The sequence below is a fragment of the Paenibacillus pinisoli genome, from assembly GCF_003605435.1.
Taxonomy (GTDB): Bacteria; Bacillota; Bacilli; order Paenibacillales; family Paenibacillaceae; genus Pristimantibacillus; species Pristimantibacillus pinisoli.
The window spans coordinates 596,631-613,979 of the sequence record NZ_QXQB01000004.1 but is presented as its reverse complement, the minus strand read 5'-3'; the positions used below and the strand labels follow the sequence as shown (position 1 = coordinate 613,979).

Sequence of the window (17,349 nt, the reverse complement as noted above, 5' to 3'; positions counted from 1 at the left end):
GTAAGCATAAGCTTAGATTTGCGAAGCAAATCTTACTTCGTAAGCATAGGCTTAGTTTTGCGTAGCAAAACTTACTTCGTAAGCATAAACTTAGTTTTGCGAAGCAAATCTTACTTCGTAAGCATAGGCCTAGTTTTGCGAAGCAAAACTTAGCCCTATCTCACCATCAATGAGGCATTGCCCGCAGTCAATATAATGGTTACCGCGAGGAAGAACATCAGGCTGACCGCCGCAAGCGCGGCGAATACATAGATCATTGTTTTCCCGATAGTCTGCAGGCAATTGACGATCGGCGAATCGCCAAGCGGCTGCATGACGGCGGCGGACACATTGTAGATGAGCGCCAGCGTCAATATCTTCAGCGCCGGGAACGCGCTCAGGAACAGCAGGATGATAACGCCCGCGAGACCAATAGCGTTTTTCGCCAGCATTGAAGCGGAGATGACGGTATCCGCCGCATCGGAGAACATTCGTCCGACGACGGGCACGAAGTTGCCGGTTACGAACTTGGCCGCCCTGAGCGTGACGCCATCCGTAACGGCGCCGGTCGCTCCTTGGACCGATATGACGCCGAGGAAAATCGTAACCAGTACGCCCAGCGAGCCGACCGCGATGTTGCGCAGCAGATTCGCCAGCTGCGTGACCTTGAACTTCTCCGAGAGCGAGCTGACGATATGCAGCACCGCCGAGAAAAATAATAGCGGAAATACAAAGCTGTAAATTACCGTTCCTACAATATGGATCATGAATATGATGAGCGGATGCAGCACCGAGACCGTTACGACACTTCCCATGGAAGCCAGCAGCGTCAGCAGCAGCGGAACCATCGCCAGCATGAAGGCAATCATGCTCTCAATCGCATCTCTGGCATATCCGATCGCAACATGAAAGCTGTTAACGGCGATGATGACCAGCACCATGTAGGTTACGGAATAGGCCACTTTGCTGATCGAGTTGCGCTCAAAAGCGTTTTGCAGCGTTTCCAGCACCATGCTGAATACCGTCAGTAGCACAATAGTGACCAGCAGCTTGCCATTGTAAAGCACTTCATGCCATAGATAGCGGAGCAGCCCCTGCAATACATCGGTCAGCTTCAGCCCGCCGCCCGAAAGGAGCATCTCACCGAAGCTCGGCACCTTCTGATCCGGGAAAAAACCGCCATACTGTTCCCGCAGCTTGTTCCAGTAATCCTCAACAGGCTGCGTCTCCACAAGCTCAGCCTGCTCCTTCATCATTTCATTGACATTCGTACCCGAAACTTGCGGTGCCGCTGCATAACTCTGCTCAGCCCCCGCTTCCGCCCCAATGGGCAGAAACGACATAACAAGCACGAACAGCCATACGAGCAGCTGCAGCTTGGCGGCGCCGCCGGAGCGGCCTTGCGCCATCATGTCCCGCTCCCCGCCGGCAGCAGCCCCATAACGGTCTCGACAATGACACTGATAATCGGAATAGCCATGACGAGAATAAACACTTTGCCGGCGAATTCGATCTTCGATGCGATGCTTTCCTGTCCCGCGTCCCTCACAATCTGGGCTCCGAATTCGGCGATATAGGCGATGCCGATTATTTTCAGAACCGTTTTTAAGTAAATAGAAGGAATGCCAGAGCGGTTCGCCAAATCCTCAAGCACCTTGATGACCGCTTCAATCTTGCCGATTACATACAGGAAGATAAACAATCCCGTGAATGCCGCCAGCAGGAAAGCGAACATCGGCTTCTGCTCTTTGACGACCAGGATCAGCACGGTCGCCATCAGACCGAGGCCGACGATTTGTATCATTTCCACCGCGTTCACCTACTGGAACAGAAAAATCGTTTTGATTTCCTGGAACAAGTCATTCAGCAGCCGTACAACCATAAACAATACGACAACGAATCCGATTACAGTTACCCAATGCGCCATGTCTTCCTTTCCCATCTGCTTCAATACGGAATGAATCATTGCAATAATGATGCCGATTCCAGCGATTTGAAATATGGCGCTGACATCCATGTTCATAAGTAGCGCACCCTCTTACACCATCAAAATGATGATCAGCACAGCGAGCAATGCTCCAAGGCTTTTCCACATCTTTTCATATCGCCCCTGGTCTTCTCTTGCCGCGTCCTCTTCCGATTTCAGCTGCAGCAGCGCAAGCCGCAAGTGCTTCATCTGATCTTCCTTGTCACTGATGCCAAGCGTTGAGCCAAGCCGCAGCATGATCGCCTTTTCGCTGGTTTTCATCGAGGTTTCGATCCAGCTGGACTGTACGGACCGCTCCCAGCATTCCTGAAAGGACAAACCTTCCTCACCCTTTAGATGCTCTGACGCGCTTCGGAACAATGCGGCTATCGGTCCGGCAGAAGCCTCCGCCGTGCGCTCCATGGCCTCGGGCAGCGGCGTGTGGCCGTAACCGATCTCCGTTTCAAGCCTTTGCAGCGCATGGGCAAGCCCTCTAAGCTGTCTGGGCCGCTCCGCAAATTTGGCAGCTTGCTGAAATCCGATCAGCGTCCCGGCAAGCAGAATCAGGACTGCGCCGATCAGCTTCATCATTCCTGCCTCCGGAAGGTCCCGGATCCCGCCATACTTATGGCGGTTGGCTGCTCTCGGCTCTTCGCGCCGGCAGCGGGCTGCAATGCGCCTGCTTGGATGATGCGGTGCATGACTCCGTCCAGCGAGCGCTTCAGCTCCACGATATGAACGAATGTCCCTTCCTGAATAAGCCTGTACAACTCCGGCCGGCCTTTGGCATCCTGCACATCGAAGGCATGGGCGGTGGCAATGACGCTTACCCCCGCATGGCTGGCTTCCCGAATCGCTTCAATATCCTCGGGCCGGCCGATCTCATCGACGATCAGCACCTCCGGCGACATCGATCGCAGCAGCATCATCATGCCCTCCGCTTTGGGACAAGCATCCATGACATCCGTTCGCGGACCGACATCGAAGGTCGGGATGCCTCTGACGCATGCGGCAATTTCGGATCGCTCGTCCACGATGCCGACCTTTTTGCCCGGGGTCGCGCCTCTCTCCATTCCCGTTTGGCTGCCATAGCTTAGCGTTCTGGCCAAATCCCGGATCAGTGTTGTTTTGCCTTGCTGCGGCGGCGCCAGAATAAGCGTAGAGCCGACTGTGCCGCGCGTCTTGTCGATCAGCTTAGGAAGCAGATGCGCAGCCGCGCCGATAACTTCTCTCGCAATCCGAATGTTGAATCCTCCGATATCCCGAATCCCGCGGACACTGCCGCCGTCGAGAATCGTGCGGCCGGCCAGTCCGATCCGATGCCCGCCCGATACGGTAATGTAGCCTCTTCTCAATTCTTCTTCCATAGCATAAAGCGAATAGTTCGTGATGCGTTCCAGAAGCTTGCGACATTGTTCTGCTGTGGGCTTGATAGATCCGTCCGAATGAAGCTTCAGGCTTCCGTCCTCGCCGACAAATCTGTAGCCTCCGCGATAGGAGATCTCAAGGGGACGATTCTCCCGTATGCGGATTTCCTCAAGCGATCCTTTGACATCCGCCGGCAAGCCGTCGAGCAGCTTCTTCAAGTCAAGCGGCAACAAATGGGATACATGGGACAGCATGCTTCCTTCACTCCCCGTTGTTTGTCTTATGTCGTTACATGTGTATGCTTGTCTGATGCATTTATGAACCGATTTGCTAGATTCGCACTCTACTATTTTTTCAATATGCCGATCATCAGGCAGATCACCCCGACGGCAACCCATACGAACTTGGATGCCGACAGCTTGTCGGAGAGCCCGACTAGACCTATGGTCGTTGTGGCGATCAGAATGATCGGTCCTACTAAGGCGAGCGATGAATTGACGACTAGCGCCTTGTCGATCTGGTTCAGCCGGAGCATAATTAACGCTGCGCATATCTCGATACTGCCGGACAACAGACGCAGCATTGCCATGCTCAGTACGATTTTATTCAGCAATGGGAGAAACCTCCTTTCGTCCATGCGCTTTTAGTATGTATATGCATGCTTGTCTCCATTTCATGCCGGGCACCTGCCCAGCATCTTCCGCATATAGTGTGTGAAGATCATTCAAGCGAGGAGAACTGAGAACATGAAAAGTGCTGTACTGGACAACTGGCATCAGCTCTTGAGAGACCCTAGCGGCTGCAGGCTTGCGGACCGGAGGAAGGGGCTTGGCAAAACGATGGTCATCGACAAAGGAATGGGGCTGGGCGCCTTCACCGATTTCGTCCAGACAGCAGGGCCATTCACCGATATCGTCAAGCTGGGCTTCGGCACCGCGGTTCTGTATGATCAGGAAGTCTTGCGCAAAAAGCTGAAGCTTGCCTCGGATGCCAATATGATCGTGATGCCCGGCGGAACGCTTCTGGAAGTCGCTCTGCAGCAAGGGGCGGCCCAATCGTTTCTCGACAGGATCTGCTCGCTTGGCTTTACCGGCGTCGAAATTTCGGACGGAACCATTGAACTTGGCCGTATCCGCAGAACCTCGCTGATCAAGGAATGCGTCAGACTCGGCCTGTTCGTCGTCACCGAGTACGGCAAGAAAGCGGCAGGCTCAGAGATTGATCCGGAGGAGCTTGCTTTCACCGCTCACTGCGACTGGGAAGCAGGTGCAGAGCTGGTGGCAGTGGAAGCCAGGGAGTCCGGCGTCAACATCGGCCTCTTCGATGAGCAAGGACGCTGCAAGGAAAGCGTTCTCGAAGATGTGCTGGGCAAGGTTGATCAGGCAAGCCGCCTAATGTGGGAAGCACCCCAGAAGAGCCAGCAAGCGGAGCTGATGCTGCAATTCGGAGCTGGCGTTCATCTGGGCAATGTCGCGCCCTCGGATGCGCTGGCGCTTGAGGCGATGCGCCGCGGCTTGCGTGCGGATACGTTCGAATTCGGCCATCGGCCGGCAGATCCCGATTACATGATTTAAGGAGTGAAAGCCCAGCTATGCATGTCCAGGTTATTTCCAGTGTGAACGAAGCCTGCTCGGCCAACTTCCACCACAAAACTGCGGTAGTCATCGATGTGCTCCGGGCGACAAGCACAATCGCCACAGCATTATCAGCCGGCGCCGCCAGCATCGTGCCTGCCGAGACGGTCATGGATGCCCGCTCGCTGCAGCGCCCGGAAGACATAATGGCAGGAGAACGCTTCTGCCGCAAAATCGCCGGCTTTGATCTCGGAAATTCACCGAAGGACTATCATGCGGATGCCGTAAAAGGACGCAGAATTATATTGACGACAACTAACGGCACCAGAGCCATTCATAAGTCGACGAAGGCCGACAGCGTAATCGCCGCATCCTTGCTGAACGCGGCAGCTGCGGCCAAATATGCGCTTCATCTGCAAAGGGATGTGGTCGTGCTCTGCGCTGGAAGCCATGACGACTTCGCTATTGAGGATGGGCTGTGCGCGGGACTGTTCATTGAGGAATTGTTGAAGCTGAGAGTAGGAAGATTCGAGCTGGATGACTTCGGGACCGCCATGCACGCCTTGTTCCGCGACCGGGCGGCGGCAATCAGAGACACGCTGCTGCAGAGCCAATCCGGCAAGCGGCTGATCAAGCTCGGATTGCGGGAGGATATCGAGTCTTGCTCATGCGTCAACACTCTTGACGCCGTGCCTTGCCTCTCGGGAGACTCTCTAATCCTCCGCAACTTGTCATAACGGGGCAGGCCTGTCCATATAATGAGGTAGGCCGCTCCGCCGGAGCGCCGTTCTGCACAGAATAGGAGCTCATTCCATGGTCGGAGAACTGATTCTTGTCATCCTTATCGTTATAGGTGTTATCGGCCGGTCGCCGATCATTGCTACGGCAGCATGCCTGCTTCTAGTAATCAAGCTTGTGCATCTGGAGAGATACCTGCCCACAATCGAGCGGCGGGGGCTGGAGCTAGGCCTGCTGTTCCTGACGCTTAGCGTGCTCGTGCCTTTCGCAGCCGAGCGCATTCAATTCAAGGATTTCACCGCTGTGCTGACCTCCTGGCCCGGCATTCTTGCCCTCGCCGGCGGCGCGATAGCGACATTTATCAACAGCAAAGGCCTCGACCTTCTGAAGATGGATCCGCAGATTGTCGTGGGACTCGTGCTGGGCTCCATCGCCGGCATCATTCTCCTAAGGGGAATCCCTGTCGGACCGCTGATGGCAGCTGGCATTACGGCGATACTATACAAACTGTTCAAGTTGTTCGGCGGATCTCCTTAGGCAGCCAAACAATTCTGTGCAATAACATAAAAAGAGGGTGCCCCGCTCGGGACACCCTCTTGTCAATAACCAATATAATTGCAATTAGCGGCGCTCGGATGGACCGCCGACGAATACTTGCTCTGTCGTATCCAGTCCGTATGCCGTATGAAGCGAGCGAACCACTTCATTCAACTGATCAGCTGCAATTACGCAAGAGCATTTGATCTCGGATGTGCTGACCATCTTGATGCTGACGCCAAGCGAAGAAATCGCCGAGAACATTTGAGCCGCCACACCAGGGTTGCTGACCATGCCTGCGCCCACGATCGACACTTTTACAAGGCTGGACTCCGAAGTTGTCTCTCTGTATGGCACAAGGGAGCGGACGCCTTCGATGACTTCAATCGCTTTCTCTCTGTCATCGCCAGATACGGTGAACGAGAAGTCGGCTTTGCCGTCCTGCACACCGCTCTGAACGATAATATCAACATCAATGCCGTTTTTCGCAAGCGCGCCGAATACATTGGCCAGTACGCCCGGCACATCCTCCACGCCCATAATACTGATTCTAGCCACGTTTTTGTCAAAAGCGATACCGCGCACGACCACGCCTTGTTCCATGACCGCATCCTCCTTCACACTTGTACCTTCATTCTGCGTAAAGCTGGAACGTACGACCAGCTTCACATTGTAGTGCTTCGCATATTCAACAGCGCGTGGATGCAAGACCGCCGCGCCCAAATTCGCCAGTTCAAGCATTTCATCATACGATATTTCATTCAGCTTGCGGGCATTCTTCACGACACGAGGATCGGTCGAATAGACGCCGTCCACATCCGTGTAAATTTCGCATACATCGGCTTTCACTGCTGCCGCAAGCGCAACAGCTGTTGTATCGGATCCGCCGCGTCCAAGTGTCGTAATCTCGCCTTCCTCGCTCATGCCCTGGAAGCCGGCTACGACTGCTACATTCCCCGCTTCAAGCGCCTTGAAAATCCGGCTGGGCTCAATATCGGTAATTTTCGCCTTCCCATGAACCTCATCCGTCTTCATGCCGGCTTGCCAGCCCGTGAAGGACATGGCTTTGCCGCCAAGCTGATGAATGGTCATCGACAGCAAAGCGATCGAAATCTGTTCGCCAACCGTCATCAGCATATCCATCTCGCGAGTAGGCGGATTCGGATTCAGCCCCTTCGACTGATCGATCAAATCATCTGTCGTATCACCCATGGCAGACACTACGACAACGATATCATTGCCTTCTTGCTGCCTTTCCAATATACGTTTTGCTACACGCTGCATTCTCTCCGGCGTACCCACGGAGCTGCCGCCAAACTTCATCACGATCAAAGACAAAGCTGTTTCACTCCCAACCTTGACATCTACATACAAGTTCATATTATAGCACAGGAGCCCTGTCCATGGGTATAGCTCCATGCAAAAAACATTTCCGCCCTGCCGCGTTATCGTATTATAGTATGCAGATCACCGCTTGATGCATAACCATAAAAAAACCGCCTCCCGGGTCACTAATGTGAACCAAGAGACGGCTGGTTATTAGGGTACACCCCAGAACTAAGCTCTGGAGATGTATTTGCCTTCGCGAGTATCGATCAGAAGCACATCGCCTTCGTTGATGAACAAAGGAACTTGTACAGTCAGACCAGTCTCGACAGTTGCGTTTTTCGTAGCGCCTTGAGCCGTATTGCCTTTAACGCCCGGCTCAGTCTCGGTTACTTTCAGGTCAACGCTGTTTGGCATTTGGATACCAAGGATTTCACCCTGGTAGCTTGTGATGTTAACCGTCATGTTTTCTTTCAGGAAGTTCAGCTCCCACTCGAGCTGCTTCTTGTCCAGGTTGAACTGGTCGAAAGTTTCATTATCCATGAACGTATATTCGGAACCGGAGTTGTACAGGTATTGAACCGCTCTGTTCTCGATTTGCGCACGGCCGATTGTCTCGCCTGCACGGAATGTTTTTTCAACAACGTTGCCGTTGCGAAGGTTTTTCAGCTTGGAGCGCACGAATGCAGCGCCCTTGCCCGGTTTTACGTGCTGGAAGTCCAGGACGGTGAAGATGTCGTTGTCTACTTGTACAGTCAAGCCTGTCTTAAAATCGTTTACTGAAATCATTGCTGATTCCCTCCTGAATGAATAGTCCCTATCCCAGACAGATAAGCTCTTTCGGAGATGAGGTTAATATTTTAATACCGGATTCCGTGATGACGATATCATCCTCGATGCGTACGCCGCCAAAGCCTGGGACGTAGATGCCGGGTTCTACCGTAACGGTCATGCCGGGGGTTAAAATCGTATCGCTTAGGCGCGAAAGCCGGGGCGCCTCGTGAACTTCCATGCCAAGGCCATGTCCCGTGCTATGCCCGAAGTTGTCGCCGTAGCCGTACTTCGAGATGATGTCGCGGCATAGCGCGTCCGCTTCCATTCCGGTCATGCCGGGACGGATGTTCGCGAGCGCATGCAGCTGAGCTTCCAGCACAATATTGTATATTTCCTTATGCTTGTCGCTAGGCTGGCCAATGACCACTGTGCGGGTCAAGTCGGAACAATAACCGTTGTAATAAGCGCCGAAGTCGAGCTTCACGAACTCGTTCGTGCCGATGATGCGGTCGCTTGCTACGCCGTGCGGCAATGCGGAGCGCTCGCCGGAGGCAACGATCGTATCGAAGGAAGAGCTGGTTGCGCCATTGCTGCGCATATAGACTTCCATCTCAAGCGCTATGTCGGTCTCGCGGATGCCCGGAGCCAGAACGCCAAGAATATGCTTGAAGGTGCGGTCGGCCAAATCGGCCGCATCCTGCATCACTTGCAGCTCAGCCTCATCCTTGATTATCCGCAGCTTCTCGACCAGCCCTGCGGCCGGCTTCAGCTCGATCGCCTTCAGTGTGTTGCCCCACTGGAGGTATTCGCCGAAGCTGACATGCTCTTGCTCGAAGCCGAGCGAGCTGATGCCCTCTTTCTCCAGTATGTCCCTGATGTCGTCAATCGGGCTAGTCCCATGCTCAATGATCTGGAACCCTTTCACTTGCTCCGCTGCCTGCTCGCGGTAACGGAAGTCCGTCAGGAAATAATTGTCCCTGGACGTAATAACCACAAAGCCTGCAGAGCCTGTAAAGCCGCTTATGTAACGTCTGTTATGGGAACTCGCGATCAACAGCGCCTGAAGGCCGTTCTCTTCCAGCAGCTTGCGCAGCCGCTCTACTCTTTTTGTCGTCATATCGCTCTCCCTCTCATTCCTTGCTGCTCTCGCTTTGAAGCTTGCGAACCAGCCCGTCCAGAGCCATCAGATAGCCCGATGCGCCGAAACCCGCGATCTGCCCCAGGGCAACCGGAGCGACGACGGACACATGCCGGAACGCCTCTCTCTTATGAATGTTGGATAGATGCACTTCCACGATCGGTATCGAGACGGCGCTCAGCGCATCCCGGATCGCGTAGCTGTAGTGAGTCCATGCACCCGGATTAATGATAATGCCGTCCTCGTTGCAGTAAGCGCTATGTATGCGGTCGATCATGTCGCCTTCATGATTCGTCTGGAAGAATGAGATCTGGACACCCAGCTCATCTCCTCTGCTCTTCACCTGCGTCTCAATCGCGGACAGCGATTCATTGCCGTATACGCCAGGCTCGCGTATGCCCAGCATATTCAGGTTGGGACCGTTAAGCACTGCGATTCTGAGCATGCTTGCACCTCCTGGACGAACGATTGGTCACTCTTGTCAAAAGATCACAAGACATTTTACCACAAATGTCCGCCCCTTGAGAAGTCAGTTCTTCGCTCCCATCGGTTCGCGCGATACCTCATCCGTAAATTCGAATGCGATGGAATAGCCGATAAAGACGCCCCACAGTGTCGAGATGCACAGCTCCGTATAGATCGTATTCCAGCCGATCTGGTTCAGCCAGCCCATAATTCCGATTAGGGGGCCGATGCCTGCGAACAGGATTGCCCATACAGCCAGGCCATAGAAGATGCCAGGCCATGGGCCCTTCAGCTTGCCCAGCACAATCTTGTAGAGCAGCGCCATCACAATCGAAAATACGATGTATCCGGCAATCCCGACAACAAAACCCCATGCGGTCGCCAGAAAAGAATGGCGGAAGAAATTGTCAAGCATATAGCCCGGAAGCAGCGTCGTAAATTTCATCTCGTAGCACATCCACCGGAAGATCCCGAAAAACAAACCTGCGAAAAAACCGATCTGAACGGGATAGAGCCAAGGATTCGTGCGGTGCCGCTCCTCCCGGTTTCTTCGAAAATGGTCATGGGCGTTAGCCATAGCCATCGCTCCTTTGCGCTTAGTACGTGGCAAACCGTATGCCGCTTTCTCCTAGTATGCGCAAAGATTGGGGCTGTAATCGCATGCGGCAAGACCTGCCCGCCTGCAAGCTTCGGCGGCTCGCATTTAGACGCCAGATCAAGTACAATAGAAGCAAGACTATATAGAAGAGAATTCGAGGAAGGTGACACGCTTTTGTCTCAGGACCCACGTAATATTTATGGCGGACAAGCCGTCATTGAAGGCGTCATGTTCCAGGGCAAGCACGTGAACGTGACAGCCGTAAGACGCAAGAATGAAGAAATTGTTTTTTACGAAGTGCCAAGAACGACTCAGCGATGGTTGACTCCTTTCAAAAAAATTCCGTTTCTTCGCGGGGTCATCGGCATCGTTGAATCCAGCGCCAAGGGCTCGCAGCATCTGAACTTCTCCATGGAGGCTTATGCGGAGGACGAAACCGAGGAAGATGCGAAGAACGGCAAGATCGTAGAGAAGGCTCCTCCCAAAGAAGAGAAGAAAAGCGGCCTAAGCGCCGGCATGATCATTAGTGTAGCCGTCGCTGGCGTCCTGTCCTTTATCGCAGGCAAGGTTCTCTTCACAGGCGTTCCTGCCGCGCTGGAAGAATTGTTGTTCAGCGGGTTATTCGAAAGCGCCGTCGGTCATAATTTATTAGAAGGACTTATCAAAATCATTTTATTGCTCGCATATCTCTACTTTATCTCGATGACGCCGCTTATTAAGCGCTTGTTCCAGTATCATGGCGCAGAGCATAAGGTTATCAGCGCGTATGAGGCAGGCGAAGAGCTTACCATCCGCAATGTCCAGAAGTACAGCAGACTGCATTACCGCTGCGGCTCCAGCTTTATGGTATTTACGATTATCGTCGGCGTTGTCATCTACTCGCTGCCGATATTTGAATGGCAAGGCCTGTGGGACCGCATTATTATCCGTCTCGCATTGCTACCTCTCGTACTGGGTGTATCCTATGAAGTGCTGCGGCTGACGAATGCGCTGCGCGAGGTGCCTTTCCTTCGCTTCCTTGGTTACCCGGGCCTGTGGCTGCAGCTGTTGACCACGAAAGAACCGAAAGACGAGCAGGTTGCAGTATCGATCGCTTCCTTCAACCGGATGCGCGAGCTCGACCAGCAAATGTCCAAATCCTAATAAAGGCGTGATGAAGATGTACAATCGAGGAAAAAGATGGAGCCCTGCTGCTATCATATTATTTGCTCTAATGGCAATCGGCATTGTCGTGGGCTTTATGAGATTCGCTATATACCTGATATTGCCCATCGTCATCCTCGGCGGCATCTTCCTGCTCTACAAATACCCGCCTTCCTTCCTGGGCGGCCGCCGCGGAGCAAGCCATTCGCGCACCCACGTGACGCAAACCCGCACGACGGCTAAGCCCAAGCGCGACCGTCCGCGCTCCAAGACGGTCCCGTTCCGGGTCATTGAAGGCGGCAAGGATGATGACGACATGCCCAAATATCATTAATACCTGCATCAACGACAGAAGGTCAGCGGATTGACATCCGCTGACCTTCTTTGCGTTATGTATCTTATTCGGTCTCCAGTTCTGAACGCAGCGCTCTCAGCGCTTCCAGTCTGGATTCATCTCTCCGGAAGTATTCCACCAGTGTCTCGATACAAGTAATGGAATCCCAGCTCAGGTGATGTTCAATACCTTCCACATCTTTATAGATATTATCGTCCTGCACGCCGATAATCGTCAAAAATGATTCCAGCAGCTGATGACGGTCAACCAGCCGTTTCCCCATCTTTTTCCCTTTGTTGGTGAGGACCAGACCGCGGTATTTCTCATAGATCAGATAGTTGTCCTTATCCAGCTTCTGAATCATCTTCGTGACGGAAGACGGATGGACCTCCAGCCCTTCGGCTATATCCGATACACGCGCGTAGCCCTTCTCATCGATGAGCTTATAGATTCGTTCCAAGTAGTCTTCCATGCTCGGAGTCGGCACCCAAGAACCTCCTTACCTTGCTTCATTACCCAATTGCTCGGCTTTACTCTATGTATCATACACTGTCCGATAGATCGTCTGCAACCCGTCCGACAAATTTGGACGGCAATCTCAGGGGATGCTGATCTTACCTGTTTACCCTGCCCCCCGATACGGAATGCTAGCTCATAAAGATAATCTTATTGCAATACCGTTGTTCATTCTCTGTTCAGGAGGCGGCTTCATGAATCAGAAGACATTACCGCGCCCTCCAAGAGTCGACCGCTCCACCTTGTCCTTCGTGCCTGAGCTTGTCTATTTTGAGCCGGCAGCGCTGGATTATCCCAAGGGCAAGCGGATCTTTGAATGGGTGCAAAAAGAAGGCATTCCGTACCGCATGACGACTTCTCATAACCGCATCACCAACCTGCCCGGCGACTCCGAGCTGGAGCAATACAAGATCGCCAAACGCACGCTGGTTGTCGGTCTGCGCAAGACGCTCAAATTCGACACCTCCAAGCCCTCTGCCGAATACGCGATCCCGATTGCTACAGGCTGCATGGCTCATTGCCATTATTGCTATCTGCAGACAACGCTTGGCGCCAAGCCTTATATTCGCGTATACGTCAATATTGACGAAATTCTGGACGCTGCACAAGGTTATATCAACGAGCGGGAGCCCGAAATCACTCGTTTTGAAGCGGCTTGCACCTCCGATCCCGTCGGCCTTGAGCCGATTACCGGGAGCCTGCGCGAGCTGATCGAGTTCATGGGCCAGCAGCCGCTCGGCAGGCTTCGCTTCGTCACCAAGTTCCATCATGTCGACTCCTTGCTGGACGCGAGCCATAACGGCCATACGAGAATCCGGTTCAGCGTGAACAGCAAATATGTCATCAAGCATTTCGAGCCCTCCACTTCCCGCTTCGAGCAGCGGATAGAAGCTGCGGCCAAAGTGGCCAAAGCGGGCTACCCCATCGGCTTTATTATTGCCCCGATCATTTGGCATGACGGCTGGGAGGAAGGCTACGGAGAGCTGCTGGCGGCACTGGATGCCGCATTGCCCCAAGACGTCAGAGGCGATCTGACGTTCGAGCTGATTCAGCACCGATTCACGAAGACAGCCAAAGGCGTAATCGAAAAGCGGTATCCCAAAACAAAGCTGGAGATGGATATCGAGAAGCGCAAATATAAATGGGGCCGGTGGGGCCAAGGCAAATACGTCTACCCCGATGAACAAGCAGACGCGCTCCGCTTATTCATATCGGAGCGCGTCTTTGAACATTTTCCGGAATCCAAAATCGAATATTTCACTTAAAACTTCAAGAAATCTGGAGTAATTTGGTTAAGCCAAATTGTAATTTTGGTCATTTGATCCGTGAACAGCAGTACGCCCATCAGAATCATCACGCCGCCGCCAATCTTCATGACAACGCTGGAGTACTTCAGAATCCAGCGCGCCGTGCCAAGGAAAAAGGCGAGGATGAAAAATGGAATGGCGAAACCAAGCGCATACGCCGAGGTCAAGCTAAACCAGGTGCCGGGCTCAGCCGCAGCAAGCCCCAGAATAGCTGTAAGCGCCGGGCCGATACATGGCGACCAGCCCGCCGAAAATCCGATGCCGAAGATGAATGAGCTGAGGTAATTGACCTTCTTCGGAACCAGATTCATCCGGCGTTCCTTCATCAGCAGCTTCGGCTGGAAGATGCCGATCAGGAACAAACCCATCAATATTATAAGTATGGCCGATAATTGCCTAATCAGTTTGTTGTATTCGCTGAAGAACTCGCTGAATACATTCGTGCCGTAGCCTAGCGTATAATATACTGTGCAGAAGCCAAGCACAAAAAACAGCGTATGCGTCATCATGAGCATGCGTTTTTTGTTTGTAAGCTGCTGGGCATCCTTCAGCTCGGATACGGAGATGCCGGTTATGTACGACAGGTAGGACGGATAGAGCGGCAAGCAGCATGGCGAAATAAACGAGGCGAAGCCCGCCCCGAACGCCAGCCAAATATTAATGTCTGACACGATATGCACCTCTTTCGCAGTACCAATTGGCTGTAGCTAGCCGCCAAGTCTAAGGCTGCGCCGGAACAACAGCAGCACAAGCAGGATTGCGATAAGCAGCAGCACGACCGTACCGCCAGGCGCCAGGTTCCATACGCCTGCGATCATCAGGCCCCCGATGACAGCGAGCTCGCCGATAATCACAACTGCCATGATGCTTTGCTTGAAGCTGCGGGCGATAATCAGGCTGCATGCCGCAGGGATGGTAAGCAATGCGGATACAAGCAGCGCCCCGACAATCTTGATCGCAACACTAATAACTAGCGCGGTAAGCACGCTAATCATAACATTATAGATTCGCACGGGCAAGCCGCTCACCGAAGCCGCTTCTTCGTCGAATGACAGCAGGAACAGCTCCTTTGCCTGCAAGCCGACGACTAGCAGCACGACCAGCGTAACGCCGCCGATCGTATACAAATCCGTACTGTCCAGCGTATAGATGCTGCCGAACAAATAACTGTTCACGTCCATGAAGCTGCGTCCCATTGTGAACAGCAGCGAGGCCAGCGCAATGCCGCCGGACATAATAATGGCAAGCGACAGTTCCGCATAAGTCTTATAAGCCTTGCGGAGCTTCTCGATCGCGAAGGAAGCGGCAATCGCGAATACGAGTCCCGCCGCAATCGGATAGACACCGATGATATAACCCAGCGCAACCCCTGCTATGGCTACGTGAGACAGCGTATCCCCTATCATAGAGAGACGCCTGAGGACCAGGAACAGTCCCATGAGCGGCGCAGTAATGCCGATTAGCACGCCGCCGATAAGCGCTCTTTGAAAAAACTCGCTAGTTACGATCTCCAATGCCAACTACCTCTCTCCCGCTTTCCAATTGCTCTCTAAGCCCCCGCAAGCTATGCGCCAGATTATGCTCTACACAATCCTGGGTATCATGCGAATGGCGGATATAAAAATTCAGTTTGCCCGATTTGGACGCCGGCTCTTGTCCCAGATAAGCCCGGATCATATCCATGTCATGCGATACCATCAGGAACGTCATATTATGATGCTGATGCATATGCTTGATCATATGAAAGAAGCTTTGCTGCGTCTCGGCATCGATGCCTACAGTCGGTTCATCCAGTATAAGCAGAGACGGGTTGTTGATTAGCGCCCTTGCCAGGAAGACGCGCTGCTGCTGCCCGCCGGACAGCTGCCCAATCCGCTTCTCAGCCAGGTCGATAATACCCATCGCCTCCAGCGCATCGGCGGCCTTCATCTGGTCGCCCTTGGTGATCGGCCGAAACAGCCTCTTGCGCCCGTAGAGGCCGGACATGACCACTTCCCGCACCGTGGCGGGGAACTGCGGGTTAAGCGAGTTTTTTTGCGGCACATAGCCGATCCGGTCCCAGTCCTTGAATTTCTCTACGGGAACGCCAAATAGCCGGATTTGTCCTTCAGTCGGCTTTAAGAGGCCGACAATCATCCGCAGCAGCGTTGTTTTGCCTGCTCCGTTCGTACCGATAAGCCCGATGAAATCCCGTTCCTTGACGCAGAACGATACATCCGACATGACCGACTTATGCTGATAAGAGAACGACACCCCGTCTACGCCGACCACTTCGCGATGGCAGCTTTGCGCGCTCTCGTTGTTTCCTTTTGATAGAAGCATACAACCTCTCCTTAGCGCAAAAAGGGAGCCTCTCAGCTCCGCTTTCGCCAATCTGAATCTATTCTATTGTAATGCCTTCGTCAAGTTTTGCAAGTTGCTTTCCATTAAAGACAAATAAGTATCGCCGTTCTTCTCCTGCTCTTTGGTCAAGCCTTCCAGCGGATTAAGCACCATCGTGTCCACTCCGGCTTCGCCTGCCAGCGTCTTCGCCAGACGGTCGGACACCAGTTCTTCGAAGAAGATATATTTGACGCCGTTTTCCTTCACATACTTGGCGATTTTCAGAATGTCCTGCGCTCTTGGCTCGGCATCCGGGCTAAGTCCCATAATTGCCGTTTGCGTCAAGCCGTAGTCTCTCGCCAGGTAGCCGAAGGCCTGATGGGATACGACGAGGTTTTTCTGCGGCGCGTTCTCAAGCACGTCCGTATACTTCTGGTCCAGCTGAACCAGCTCGTTCTTCACCTTCTCAAAGCGTTCATTATAATAGTCCTCATTCACGGGATCCGTCTCGATCAGGCTGTATTTCACGTTCTCAGCCAAAATAATCGCCGATTTCGGACTTACCCATGTATGGGGATCCGTATCATGCGAATGAGAATGGCCTTCTTCCGCATCATGGTCATGCTCATCGCTATCATGGCCGTGGTCATGATCGTGGCTATGCTCACCGCTAATTAACGATATGCCCGCGCTCATTTCCTTCGTAACCACTTTGCTGTCCTTCGACAGCCCTTTCAGAAACTGATCGATCCACAGCTCAAGTCCCGCACCATGATACAGCAGCAGCCCAGCGCTCGACGCCGTGCTCAGATCCTTGCTCTTCGGGGTCCAGTCATGCGGCTCTACGCCTGCCGCAATCAGATTCACTACCTCTACATGCTCCCCGCCAATCTCACTCGCCAAATAATAGAGCGGATAGAAGCTTGTCACCACCTGCAGCTTAGGCTGCGCGGTCTCTTCCCCATTGCCTGCGGACTGCGTTGGCTGGGGGCTGGCCTCTTGATTATTAGAAGCGCTCTTCCCGCAAGCACTCGCAACTAGAATGACCGACATCAACAATACGAACAAATTCAACCATTTACCGCGTTTTCTTTTCAGCATGTGTGTACTCTCCGATTCTCTTTATAGTAATCGTTATGATTACGTTTAAAATTATAAGCCCATGTTGTTCGCCCTGTCAACCAACTTTTAAGATTTAGTTTGCTAGCCCCATACTTACAAGCCATACGCCAAAAAAAGCCGTCCCATACCTCCCTTAGGGAAA

At 53.1% G+C, this 17,349-nt stretch carries 22 protein-coding genes; 6 read left to right on the top strand and 16 right to left on the bottom strand.

Going from position 1 to position 17,349, the window contains the following annotated elements; genetic code table 11:
* Positions 1-155: 155 nt before the first annotated feature.
* From spoIIIAE to D3P09_RS19975, 6 genes are all read right to left on the bottom strand, one after another.
* Complete coding sequence (gene spoIIIAE, locus D3P09_RS20000) at positions 156-1,391, bottom strand: stage III sporulation protein AE (protein WP_243644322.1); 1,236 nt, start codon at positions 1,389-1,391, stop codon at positions 156-158.
* Positions 1,388-1,789 carry a stage III sporulation protein AD gene (gene spoIIIAD, locus D3P09_RS19995; RefSeq protein WP_120113148.1) on the bottom strand — a complete coding sequence of 134 codons (402 nt, stop codon included), beginning with the start codon at positions 1,787-1,789 and terminating at the stop codon, positions 1,388-1,390. The genes spoIIIAE and spoIIIAD overlap by 4 nt, the downstream gene beginning before the upstream one ends.
* Positions 1,790-1,798: 9 nt before the next feature.
* The gene (gene spoIIIAC, locus D3P09_RS19990; protein WP_119799452.1) at positions 1,799-2,002 is read right to left on the bottom strand and encodes a stage III sporulation protein AC; all 204 of its coding nucleotides are present in this window, start codon (positions 2,000-2,002) and stop codon (positions 1,799-1,801) included.
* 15 nt (positions 2,003-2,017) lie between these two features.
* On the bottom strand, positions 2,018-2,536 hold the full coding sequence (spoIIIAB, locus tag D3P09_RS19985) for a stage III sporulation protein SpoIIIAB (RefSeq protein WP_120113147.1): 519 nt from the start codon (positions 2,534-2,536) through the stop codon (positions 2,018-2,020).
* Complete coding sequence (spoIIIAA, locus tag D3P09_RS19980) at positions 2,533-3,567, bottom strand: stage III sporulation protein AA (RefSeq protein WP_120113146.1); 1,035 nt, start codon at positions 3,565-3,567, stop codon at positions 2,533-2,535. Before spoIIIAA ends, spoIIIAB begins: the two co-directional genes overlap by 4 nt.
* A gap of 92 nt (positions 3,568-3,659) precedes the next feature.
* On the bottom strand, positions 3,660-3,926 hold the full coding sequence (locus D3P09_RS19975) for a YqhV family protein (RefSeq protein ID WP_207892523.1): 267 nt from the start codon (positions 3,924-3,926) through the stop codon (positions 3,660-3,662).
* A gap of 133 nt (positions 3,927-4,059) precedes the next feature.
* Here D3P09_RS19975 and comA point away from each other — a divergent pair, with 133 nt between their 5' ends.
* The 3 genes from comA (at position 4,060) to D3P09_RS19960 (ending at position 6,162) form a co-directional block, all read left to right on the top strand.
* Positions 4,060-4,887 (top strand): phosphosulfolactate synthase, encoded by an 828-nt coding sequence (comA, locus tag D3P09_RS19970; RefSeq protein WP_120113144.1) that lies wholly within the window; start codon positions 4,060-4,062, stop codon positions 4,885-4,887.
* 17 nt (positions 4,888-4,904) lie between these two features.
* The gene (locus D3P09_RS19965; protein WP_120113143.1) at positions 4,905-5,624 is read left to right on the top strand and encodes a 2-phosphosulfolactate phosphatase; all 720 of its coding nucleotides are present in this window, start codon (positions 4,905-4,907) and stop codon (positions 5,622-5,624) included.
* Positions 5,625-5,700: 76 nt separating this feature from the next.
* On the top strand, positions 5,701-6,162 hold the full coding sequence (locus D3P09_RS19960) for a DUF441 domain-containing protein (RefSeq protein ID WP_120113142.1): 462 nt from the start codon (positions 5,701-5,703) through the stop codon (positions 6,160-6,162).
* A gap of 84 nt (positions 6,163-6,246) precedes the next feature.
* Here the strand turns inward: D3P09_RS19960 and D3P09_RS19955 are convergent, their stop codons facing one another.
* From D3P09_RS19955 to D3P09_RS19935, 5 genes are all read right to left on the bottom strand, one after another.
* Positions 6,247-7,500 carry an aspartate kinase gene (locus D3P09_RS19955; protein WP_120113141.1) on the bottom strand — a complete coding sequence of 418 codons (1,254 nt, stop codon included), beginning with the start codon at positions 7,498-7,500 and terminating at the stop codon, positions 6,247-6,249.
* Between the two features lie 219 nt (positions 7,501-7,719).
* Complete coding sequence (efp, locus tag D3P09_RS19950) at positions 7,720-8,277, bottom strand: elongation factor P (protein ID WP_119799444.1); 558 nt, start codon at positions 8,275-8,277, stop codon at positions 7,720-7,722.
* A gap of 28 nt (positions 8,278-8,305) precedes the next feature.
* Positions 8,306-9,379: a M24 family metallopeptidase gene (locus D3P09_RS19945; protein WP_120113140.1), complete on the bottom strand. Its 1,074-nt coding sequence runs from the start codon at positions 9,377-9,379 to the stop codon at positions 8,306-8,308.
* Positions 9,380-9,392: 13 nt separating this feature from the next.
* A complete protein-coding gene (gene aroQ / locus D3P09_RS19940) occupies positions 9,393-9,845 on the bottom strand; it encodes a type II 3-dehydroquinate dehydratase (protein ID WP_120113139.1) in 453 nt (150 codons plus the stop codon).
* Positions 9,846-9,929: 84 nt separating this feature from the next.
* The gene (locus tag D3P09_RS19935) at positions 9,930-10,442 is read right to left on the bottom strand and encodes a YqhR family membrane protein (RefSeq protein ID WP_243644319.1); all 513 of its coding nucleotides are present in this window, start codon (positions 10,440-10,442) and stop codon (positions 9,930-9,932) included.
* Between the two features lie 249 nt (positions 10,443-10,691).
* Here D3P09_RS19935 and D3P09_RS19930 point away from each other — a divergent pair, with 249 nt between their 5' ends.
* Complete coding sequence (locus tag D3P09_RS19930) at positions 10,692-11,606, top strand: DUF1385 domain-containing protein (RefSeq protein WP_120113360.1); 915 nt, start codon at positions 10,692-10,694, stop codon at positions 11,604-11,606.
* A 16-nt stretch (positions 11,607-11,622) separates the two neighbouring features.
* Positions 11,623-11,940: a hypothetical protein gene (locus D3P09_RS19925; RefSeq protein WP_133305034.1), complete on the top strand. Its 318-nt coding sequence runs from the start codon at positions 11,623-11,625 to the stop codon at positions 11,938-11,940.
* A 64-nt stretch (positions 11,941-12,004) separates the two neighbouring features.
* Here the strand turns inward: D3P09_RS19925 and mntR are convergent, their stop codons facing one another.
* Entirely contained in the window at positions 12,005-12,427 is a 423-nt protein-coding gene (gene mntR / locus D3P09_RS19920) for a transcriptional regulator MntR (protein ID WP_120113136.1), read from the bottom strand.
* 223 nt (positions 12,428-12,650) lie between these two features.
* Here mntR and splB point away from each other — a divergent pair, with 223 nt between their 5' ends.
* Entirely contained in the window at positions 12,651-13,721 is a 1,071-nt protein-coding gene (gene splB / locus D3P09_RS19915) for a spore photoproduct lyase (protein WP_120113135.1), read from the top strand.
* Here splB and D3P09_RS19910 read toward each other — a convergent pair.
* The 4 genes from D3P09_RS19910 to D3P09_RS19895 form a co-directional block, all read right to left on the bottom strand.
* Positions 13,718-14,434, bottom strand: coding sequence for a cytochrome c biogenesis CcdA family protein (locus D3P09_RS19910; RefSeq protein WP_120113134.1), 717 nt, complete (start codon positions 14,432-14,434; stop codon positions 13,718-13,720). The genes splB and D3P09_RS19910 overlap by 4 nt on opposite strands.
* 36 nt (positions 14,435-14,470) lie before the next feature.
* Positions 14,471-15,277, bottom strand: coding sequence for a metal ABC transporter permease (locus D3P09_RS19905; RefSeq protein WP_120113359.1), 807 nt, complete (start codon positions 15,275-15,277; stop codon positions 14,471-14,473).
* A complete protein-coding gene (locus D3P09_RS19900) occupies positions 15,261-16,085 on the bottom strand; it encodes a metal ABC transporter ATP-binding protein (RefSeq protein ID WP_120113133.1) in 825 nt (274 codons plus the stop codon). The genes D3P09_RS19905 and D3P09_RS19900 overlap by 17 nt, the downstream gene beginning before the upstream one ends.
* Positions 16,086-16,148: 63 nt before the next feature.
* Positions 16,149-17,186 (bottom strand): metal ABC transporter solute-binding protein, Zn/Mn family, encoded by a 1,038-nt coding sequence (locus D3P09_RS19895; RefSeq protein ID WP_120113132.1) that lies wholly within the window; start codon positions 17,184-17,186, stop codon positions 16,149-16,151.
* Between the last annotated feature and the right edge of the window lie 163 nt (positions 17,187-17,349).

Bases quoted from the DNA above. Each gene is read 5' to 3' on its own strand.
- spoIIIAE (WP_243644322.1), bottom strand. From the start codon at position 1,391: ATGATGGCGCAAGGCCGCTCCGGCGGCGCCGCCAAGCTGCAGCTGCTC.
- spoIIIAC (WP_119799452.1), bottom strand. From the start codon at position 2,002: ATGAACATGGATGTCAGCGCCATATTTCAAATCGCTGGAATCGGCATC.
- spoIIIAB (WP_120113147.1), bottom strand. From the start codon at position 2,536: ATGATGAAGCTGATCGGCGCAGTCCTGATTCTGCTTGCCGGGACGCTG.
- spoIIIAA (WP_120113146.1), bottom strand. From the start codon at position 3,567: ATGCTGTCCCATGTATCCCATTTGTTGCCGCTTGACTTGAAGAAGCTG.
- comA (WP_120113144.1), top strand. From the start codon at position 4,060: ATGAAAAGTGCTGTACTGGACAACTGGCATCAGCTCTTGAGAGACCCT.
- D3P09_RS19965 (WP_120113143.1), top strand. From the start codon at position 4,905: ATGCATGTCCAGGTTATTTCCAGTGTGAACGAAGCCTGCTCGGCCAAC.
- D3P09_RS19960 (WP_120113142.1), top strand. From the start codon at position 5,701: ATGGTCGGAGAACTGATTCTTGTCATCCTTATCGTTATAGGTGTTATC.
- efp (WP_119799444.1), bottom strand. From the start codon at position 8,277: ATGATTTCAGTAAACGATTTTAAGACAGGCTTGACTGTACAAGTAGAC.
- D3P09_RS19945 (WP_120113140.1), bottom strand. From the start codon at position 9,379: ATGACGACAAAAAGAGTAGAGCGGCTGCGCAAGCTGCTGGAAGAGAAC.
- aroQ (WP_120113139.1), bottom strand. From the start codon at position 9,845: ATGCTCAGAATCGCAGTGCTTAACGGTCCCAACCTGAATATGCTGGGC.
- D3P09_RS19935 (WP_243644319.1), bottom strand. From the start codon at position 10,442: ATGGCTAACGCCCATGACCATTTTCGAAGAAACCGGGAGGAGCGGCAC.
- D3P09_RS19930 (WP_120113360.1), top strand. From the start codon at position 10,692: ATGTTCCAGGGCAAGCACGTGAACGTGACAGCCGTAAGACGCAAGAAT.
- D3P09_RS19925 (WP_133305034.1), top strand. From the start codon at position 11,623: ATGTACAATCGAGGAAAAAGATGGAGCCCTGCTGCTATCATATTATTT.
- splB (WP_120113135.1), top strand. From the start codon at position 12,651: ATGAATCAGAAGACATTACCGCGCCCTCCAAGAGTCGACCGCTCCACC.
- D3P09_RS19900 (WP_120113133.1), bottom strand. From the start codon at position 16,085: ATGCTTCTATCAAAAGGAAACAACGAGAGCGCGCAAAGCTGCCATCGC.
- D3P09_RS19895 (WP_120113132.1), bottom strand. From the start codon at position 17,186: ATGCTGAAAAGAAAACGCGGTAAATGGTTGAATTTGTTCGTATTGTTG.